This is a genomic window from Moorena sp. SIO4E2 (genome assembly GCF_010671945.1).
Lineage (GTDB): Bacteria > Cyanobacteriota > Cyanobacteriia > Cyanobacteriales > Coleofasciculaceae > Moorena > Moorena producens.
Genome location: NZ_JAAHIE010000370.1, coordinates 1 through 7,597, shown reverse-complemented (window position 1 = coordinate 7,597; position 7,597 = coordinate 1). Strand labels below are relative to the sequence as shown.

The following is a 7,597-nucleotide window of genomic DNA, read 5'->3' as shown; positions in this document are numbered from 1 at the left end:
TTAGAATTTAGAATTTAGAATTTAGAATTTAGAATTTAGAATTTAGAATTTAGAATTTAGAATTTAGAATTTAGAATTTAGAATTTAGAATTTAGAATTTAGAATTTAGAATTTAGAATTTAGAATTATACATTCTGCCTTCTGCCTTCTGCCTTCTGCCTTCTGCCTTCTGCCTTCTGCCTTCTGCCTTCTGCCTTCTGCCTTCTGCCTTCTGCCTTCTGCCTTCTGCCTTCTACATTCTACATTCTACATTCTACATTCTACATTCTTCCTTCTACATTCTTCCTTCTTCATTCTTCCTTCTTCATTCTACATTCTACATTCTTCATTCTTCCTTCTTCATTCTTCCTTCTTCATTCTTCATTCTTCATTCTTCATTCTAAATTCTACCGACAACAGCCTACGGGTTTGATCAGCTGCTGCTTTCATCATTTTTTCAGCACTGAGTTTGGGATTAGTTAGCACAGCATTGAGGTACCGTTGTAAAATATCAGATACCTGAGAATATTGGGGAACTGGTGGACGCAAGACAGCCCCCTCTAACACCTCTAGCAATTTTGGATAGTGGGGATACTTAGCAACAATATCTGGGTCTGCAAACAGCTTCCGTCGGGTTGGCAGATAGCCAGTTTCCAGAGTATACCGACGCTGGGCTTTGTCACTGGTGAAATACTCAATAGCTCTCCAGGCTTCCTCAGGATGTTTGGAAGATTTAGCAATTCCCAAACCCCAACCTCCTAAGCAAGCACCAGCTTTGCCACCAGGACCATGAACCATAGGGCTAATGCCAATCTTGCCTTTGACCTTTGAACCCTCTTGATTTGCCAATGACCAAACATAGGGCCAATTCCTCAGAAATACTGCATCCCCATTTTGAAACAACAGTCGTGTTTCTTCTTCCTGATAGGTAGTGACGCCAGGGGGTGAAATCCCTTGTTTGATGGTGCTGCGCAGAAATTCTACAGCTTTAATCGCTTCCGGTTTATCCAAACCCACTTCCAAGGTTTCCGGGTCAACCCAGAAACCACCAAAGCCTGCAAGTATCTCCACAAACATGGCTGATAACCCTTCATATTGACGACCTTGCCAAAGATAGCCCCATTTGGGATCATGGTTTTCCTGCAATTGTTGGGAAATGTTGACCAACTGCTCAAAGGTTTTTGGCTCTTGGAATCCAGCTTGCTCTAGCAAATCCTGACGATAGTAGAGGATACCACCATCGGAACGGAATGGTATGCGGTATAGTTTCCCCTGGTAGCGTCCTGAATCAACTGCTTTATCCAGAAATTCGTTTAAATACTCCTTACTAACTCGGTCCGATAAATCTAGTAACCACCCTGCAGCCGCAAATTTAGGAGCCCAAATCACGTCCATGTTAATCAGGTCATAGGGTGAGTCTCCTAAGATGAAAGCAGAGGTATAGAGGTCTTCTGTTAAGTCAGAGTTTAATGGTCCTTCGATCAGTTCGATTTGAATATCTGGATTCTCTAGCTCAAAATTCTTGACCAGTAGTTCCTGCCAATCGGAAAATTCCCCCGCTCCCATCAATAGGGTGAGTTTAACAGGGGGCTGGGTCAGTGCTGGTAGTGCCCAAAACTGGGACAGGATCACACTGGCAACCAGCATTCCTAAAAAAATCACGATTACGAAAGGTCTAAGCAGTTTAGTGAAACCTTAATCAGCGCGTCGCAGCATTCATCAGTTTAGCATCAACTATCCGACTCTCTAGGAACTTCATACAGATCGGCTTTGCCCCGAGCATAACTATGGGCAAGCTCAGAAGAGCAAAGATAATTGTAGATAACACGATTGGTCTCAGGAAAGATTTATCGATTGTAGATTGGTTCATGATTAAATGCTTACCTTAAACAAGTTCTAGTACTGGTGGTGAACTCAATGGCTAGGTAACGTTACAGGCTCCGTAGCCGGTATTGTTCCTGTTTTTGCTCCGTACACAAATAATCTACCGATCTCACCAAGAGCAGTCGATAACTAAAAGTTAAGGAAAGTTATGGAGTTGCCCTAGGATTGGACTTAAATCAAACATGAGGTATACCCAATCGCTAACATAACGCAAATGCGATCGCAAACCCCTGAGGTTCAAACTAGGACAAAACGCTGGAAATAAAGCTACCGTTCAAAACAAACGAAAAGCTGACATGATCAGCGTTTTTAAGTGCCACAAAGCGGTACTAGTCATTGAGTTTTAAGTAGCTATCCTAAGGGAGTAATTGTGAACGGATCTACAATCCAAAAATTAATCTTGGCACCAGTCTTCATTTCAACTACACTCTTTTGTGTCTTCACCTTACCCGTAGCCCTATTTGGTGAAGAGTCCCTCACCATCCGCATGCAAGATGAACTATTTTTTCATGGTAAAGTCAGGGATTCGGCGGCTCCTTACTTGGGACTAGCGATGTTAATCAGTTTGGGAGTAGGTATCTCTAATGCTACTTTAGCTGGGTGGCAGGACTCTTCCCGGAAGTCAGCTACCATTGAGTCTGAGTTAGACACTATCGAGCAAGCTCTTCAGGAGAAGGAAAAGTTAATTCAACAACTACAAGTTTCAACATCCGAGCTGAACACAGAGAAGCAACAGAAGCTAGATAATGTGGTTGCTTATGAAGAAGTAAAATTTGCTGCTGCCAGCGTACCGATGGCAAAGAAGGTTTCTCGGACCGTGGTCATGGAGAAACCGATAACAGTTATGGAACCGTTAATAGTTACCCAGGAACCAGTGCTTGAAAACCTAGGGATGTCATGGCAACAGAGTAAGGTAAAAGCTGGAATCTATCAGTTTGCCTCTGCTCAAACGTTCTTAGGCTACACCAAGGGATGCAGTCGGCCAAAGGGAGTTTCCCCCATTCGCGACGGCATCAAGAATACTTCTTCTGCATCTGAACAATCCACAAGCATCAGAAATCCTCAAGTTCTGGCGAAAAAAATTGTGCTAGTTGAAGCACTCCAAAGTCAAATCCAAAACCTATCGGTTCAGCTAGAATCTCTCCAAACATCTTTAAAAGCAGCACCCCAAGTATCTGATCAAGCTCAAGTTGCAGCTTAGATAATAAGTAAGCTATCAGCATTCAGCTATCAGCATTCAGCTATCAGCATTCAGCTATCAGCATTCAGCTATTGGCCAAGCTACGGAAACAGCTTTTTAATAAAAGAAGCTGACCGCTGACCGCTGACCGCTGAATGCTGACAAACTATCAGCAGCACTTTATAGGCGGTCTTTACTTTAAAAAGACCGCCTATGACTATAAGAAGCATGTTATATTATTAAGTACAGTTAATCACTTTTAAAATCGGTTATCCTCTGAAAGTTAATTGTTAAGTTTTAATTGTTAATTTTTAATTTTTAATTTTTAATTAACAATTAATTTTATTTTTAGGAATGATATAGCGTTGATCATAATTTGATCATACTTACAGCGTTTTTCATAACTATGAGGTACACAGGATTTTTTCCCTGTTCCCTGTTCCCTGTTCTGTTCCCTGTTCCCTGTTCCCTGTTCCCTGTTCCCTGTTCCCTGTTCCCTGCTCCCTAAAACCTACTCCCTGCTCCCTAAAACCTAGCATTTTGTACCTCACGACCTTGAAAATTGCTAGATTAAACTTTGCTCAGAGGCATTTTCCCATCCTTAACCTCAAGCAGATGTGACCTAGAGGATTCCACTAGGTCAATTTCCAGACCTTCCCGCGCCATAATCGTATTAGAAAACTCCTTAACAGCCTGTTCTCCAAGCTGATCCAAGAAATCATCGTTATGGAGGGGGTCATGATGGAAGATGACTAATTTTTTAGCATTAGCAGCTCGAGCAACTTTGATAGCTTCCTGCCAGGTGGAATGTCCCCAACCAATTTTGCTCGATATCTCAGAGTAGTATTCTTGATCAGTGTAGGCAGCATCATAAATCATCAGGTCTGCATTACGGGCCAGCCGCAGGACATTTTTATCGAAACCTTCTTCGAGGTGTTCTGTGTCAGTGATGTAGGCAGCTGAATAGCCTCGCCAGTTAACTCGATAGCCAACGGCTTCACCTGGATGGTTCAAGGGTGCATTTTCTACCGTAATCTCACCAATATTGACTGTTTCTCCAATCTCAAGGTCATAGAACTTCTTTTTCGATTGCATAATTTGCAAGGGCACCGGAAAATTTGGGTGGGTCATCTGATCAGTTAGACGTTTCTCGATGGTGGCACCATTAGGGGCGCGGGTGCCATAAATATGGAAACAATTCCTTTTAATAAAGGCAGGGGTAAAGAAAGGGAAACCCTGAATATGGTCCCAATGGGAGTGGGTAAAAAATAGATGAGCTTCTACGGGCATCTCTTTCAGGAGAGACTGTCCCAAAACTCGCAACCCTGTGCCACCATCAAAAATCAGACGCTCACGACCAACTCGGATCTCTATACAAGGTGTGTTGCCTCCATACCGAACTGTTTCTGGTCCTGGACAGGCAATACTACCTCTGACGCCCCAAAAACGAATAGTGAATAAGTTGTGGGTATTAGACATAATTTTTCCTTGCAGGCTTTTGCAGTTAGTTCATCAGTGAGGGTTTTCTGACGAAGAGGGTGTCAGTGTATGGTAATCCAGGAAGGGGCAAAGGTAAAGCTAGAATAGTCAAGTACCCTTGGCCCAATTCCTATTTACCCTTAGCTTTTCTAGCTAGAATTCAAGCACATTGCACAGCACGCCTTAGCACAAGAGTCACACTAATAATTAGCAACGATCTCACCTGGATGTTACTGGTTAGAGGTGATTAGCGGACTGAATTCCCCTGTTGTTGTAGGGTGTGTCGATTATACAAAGTAGCTCAAGTTTACCAGTATAGTTCATCAATCTGGAACTATGATGGCTCATAGCAAGTACTTCTTATTCCTATGATTCCCAAAAGCTTAGCAATATTCACCTGAATGTCTTGTAAGTTACACAACCCAAGTATGTGATCAAAATCACATACTTGGCAGTGGTACCAGAGGAAAACTACACCTGACATAGATTCCCCCTCGAAGGTATGATCAACAGAAACCAGATTAATGACCAATGACCAATCAAAAGATAGTTGTCAAAGTCGGCACATCTAGTTTAACCCAACCAGCAACAGGTCAGTTGGCCCTATCCACTATTGCTGCCCTAGTGGAAACCCTGAGTCGGCTCCGTTCTGAAGGTCATCAAGTGGTACTGGTTACATCTGGCGCTGTGGGGATTGGCTGTGGGCGACTGGGCTTAACATCACGACCGAATACACTCCCTCTCAAACAAGCGATCGCAGCAGTTGGTCAAGGACGGCTGATGCGGATATATGATGACTTATTTAGTAACCTCAACCAACCTATTGCTCAGATTCTCCTCAGCCGCCGAGATTTTGTACAGCGTAGTTGCTATGTCAATGCCTATGCTACCTTTCGGGAGCTACTCCAGCTGGGGGTGATCCCTGTGGTGAATGAAAATGATACGGTAGCCGTAGATGAACTTAAATTTGGGGATAACGATACCCTTAGCGCCCTAGTCGCTAGTTTGATTGAATCGGATTGGTTGTTTTTACTAACTGATGTGGATAGACTTTACTCAGCAGACCCCCGTAAGGTACCGGATGCTGAACCAATTATTTCAGTCAATAGCATTGAGGAGTTAACTGAACTAGAGGTACAAGCTGATGACTCAGGCTCTGGTTGGGGCACTGGTGGGATGGTAACTAAAGTAGCTGCTGCCCGAATTGCTACCAATGCTGGGGTTAGAACTGTAATCACTGAAGGACGACGTCCGAATAACATAGAAAGAATTTTACAGGGAGAATCCCTGGGCACCCAGTTTGCCCCCCAAGCTCAAACCAATAAAGCCCGCAAGCACTGGATTGCTTACAGTTTAGTGCCAGCCGGGAAACTTTATCTTGATAATGGAGCGCTAAAGGCAGTTTGTGATGGGGGCAAATCTCTATTAGCAGCTGGTATTACTGCCATAGAGGGGGATTTTCGCTCATCAGATGCCGTAGAGCTATGTGACAGCAATGGCATGGAAATTGCTAGGGGACTGGTGAACTACAACAGTAATGAATTACATAAGATTCGAGGGCATAAATCCGAACAAATCCTGACTATTTTGGGTTACAAGGGGGCAGAAACTGTGGTTCATCGGGATAACTTGGTACTGATGAATTAGGGAGTAGGGAGTAGGGAGTAGGGAGTAGGGAGTAGGGAGTAGGGAGTAGGGAGTAGGGAATCGGGAATCGGGAATCGGGAAAAAATCCTGTATACCTGATAGCTCTGATCAACGCTAGATAACGGTGTTTTGAGGATATTTTTAATTCGTGGCTGCCTTTTTTGCTGATTCTACCCAACTATCAAAGAGTTGCTGATTTTTCTTTATCCATTCTTCGGCATGGCGGCGAATATCTTTTGGGCTACTTTCACCATCTTGTACCAGTTTTTGTTGAGCATTCACATCGTCAATTGGAACTGTCATCAACTCAAACAGGCGTTTGGCAGCTGGATTTGCTGCTAAAAATTTCTTGTTTGCCATCACCCGAACTTTATCCACAGCAAAACCCACATTTTTTCCGTTAATAGTAGTATCTTTTTCGGTTATATTTTCCTGTTCTTTAGGTAGTGAAATAAAAGGAACCTCTAATCTAATGGTATCTTCTCCTGGCTTTAATACTGTCACTGACCAGTGGGGACTATAGCTATAAAATAAAATAGGTTGTCCTTGTTTATAGCGACCCAATGTGGCGGCCAAGAGAACATCATAGTTGCCTTGGTCATGTTCAACGGTATCGCGCAACTTGTAAGCATCCAGCTGATGTTCAATTACCAACTCACACCCCCAACCTGGATTACAACCAGTTAAGTTAGCTTTGCCATCTCCATCAGAGTCAAAAAGCTTGGCAATTTTGGGGTCTTTTAGTTGTCCGAAATTAGTAATTTTGTATTGTTCAGCAGTTTTTTTATCTATCTGATAGCTTTGCAAACCATCAGCAATAATTACTCCCACCTTTTCTAATTTTTGGTCACCACCGTTTTCTAAAAAGAATTTTTTGTGTATATTTTGCCAATGAACACTGTAGAAATCTACGTCGCCATTCCTGACAGAAATGTGTGCCAGGGGAATACTAAGTTGTTTTATTGCTGCAGGTTTATAACCAACCTTTTCCAAACCAATATTGATGATTTCGGAAACAAATAAGGCATAGGTGGAAACCGAGGATGCAGAACTGACCTTGACTCCTTTACCTGCTGTGGATTGACTCCCATTTGGGGTCTGTGCTTCACAGGCGATTAAACTGAGGCATAGAGCTGCTGCTAGGATAATACAAATAAATTGATTGATTTTCCTGATGGTCATTTCTTGGATTCTATTTGATCAGGTGCTATCGGGATGTTACAGCTAGATTTTGCCTGAAATCCTGGTAAGGCGCAATCCCGACTACGGATCATAGGGTGGAATGGGCTGTTGGTGGCATGGGCATGTTGCCTGTTTCATTTCCGGGCAGGCAGGATGCCCACTCTACTGGTCGGGCGGGCAGGATGCCTACTCTACTGCTATTTCGCGCAGCGGGCAGGATGCCCACTCGTCCGAAGAGCCCACGTC

Annotated in this window: 7 protein-coding genes; 2 read left to right on the top strand and 5 right to left on the bottom strand. The window is 43.3% G+C overall.

Annotation, left to right across the window (positions count from 1 at the left end; all coding sequences use genetic code 11):
- Positions 1-360: 360 nt before the first annotated feature.
- Entirely contained in the window at positions 361-1,626 is a 1,266-nt protein-coding gene (locus tag F6K37_RS27510) for an ABC transporter substrate-binding protein (RefSeq protein WP_287253575.1), read from the bottom strand.
- Between the two features lie 607 nt (positions 1,627-2,233).
- Between F6K37_RS27510 and F6K37_RS27505 the strand changes: the two genes are divergently transcribed.
- On the top strand, positions 2,234-3,064 hold the full coding sequence (locus F6K37_RS27505) for a hypothetical protein (RefSeq protein ID WP_044494144.1): 831 nt from the start codon (positions 2,234-2,236) through the stop codon (positions 3,062-3,064).
- 383 nt (positions 3,065-3,447) lie between these two features.
- On the opposite strand, the gene F6K37_RS27500 is transcribed toward F6K37_RS27505, so the two are convergent.
- The gene (locus F6K37_RS27500) at positions 3,448-3,594 is read right to left on the bottom strand and encodes a hypothetical protein (RefSeq protein ID WP_287253573.1); all 147 of its coding nucleotides are present in this window, start codon (positions 3,592-3,594) and stop codon (positions 3,448-3,450) included.
- 19 nt (positions 3,595-3,613) lie between these two features.
- Positions 3,614-4,522, bottom strand: a complete 909-nt coding sequence (locus F6K37_RS27495; protein WP_008187668.1) for an MBL fold metallo-hydrolase — start codon at positions 4,520-4,522, stop codon at positions 3,614-3,616.
- Positions 4,523-5,053: 531 nt separating this feature from the next.
- On the opposite strand from F6K37_RS27495, the gene proB reads away from it, so the two are divergent.
- A complete protein-coding gene (proB, locus tag F6K37_RS27490; protein ID WP_008187667.1) occupies positions 5,054-6,169 on the top strand; it encodes a glutamate 5-kinase in 1,116 nt (371 codons plus the stop codon).
- Here proB and F6K37_RS27485 read toward each other — a convergent pair.
- Together F6K37_RS27485 and proX are read right to left on the bottom strand one after the other, a co-directional pair.
- Positions 6,105-6,281 (bottom strand): hypothetical protein, encoded by a 177-nt coding sequence (locus F6K37_RS27485; RefSeq protein WP_154659874.1) that lies wholly within the window; start codon positions 6,279-6,281, stop codon positions 6,105-6,107. The genes proB and F6K37_RS27485 overlap by 65 nt on opposite strands.
- Positions 6,282-6,310: 29 nt before the next feature.
- Positions 6,311-7,351, bottom strand: coding sequence for a glycine betaine/L-proline ABC transporter substrate-binding protein ProX (gene proX, locus F6K37_RS27480; protein ID WP_008187666.1), 1,041 nt, complete (start codon positions 7,349-7,351; stop codon positions 6,311-6,313).
- Positions 7,352-7,597 lie beyond the last annotated feature (246 nt).

Coding starts and splice junctions, on each gene's coding strand:
- F6K37_RS27510 (WP_287253575.1), bottom strand. CDS start 1,626: ATGCTGGTTGCCAGTGTGATCCTGTCCCAGTTTTGGGCACTACCAGCA.
- F6K37_RS27495 (WP_008187668.1), bottom strand. CDS start 4,522: ATGTCTAATACCCACAACTTATTCACTATTCGTTTTTGGGGCGTCAGA.
- proB (WP_008187667.1), top strand. CDS start 5,054: ATGACCAATCAAAAGATAGTTGTCAAAGTCGGCACATCTAGTTTAACC.
- proX (WP_008187666.1), bottom strand. CDS start 7,351: ATGACCATCAGGAAAATCAATCAATTTATTTGTATTATCCTAGCAGCA.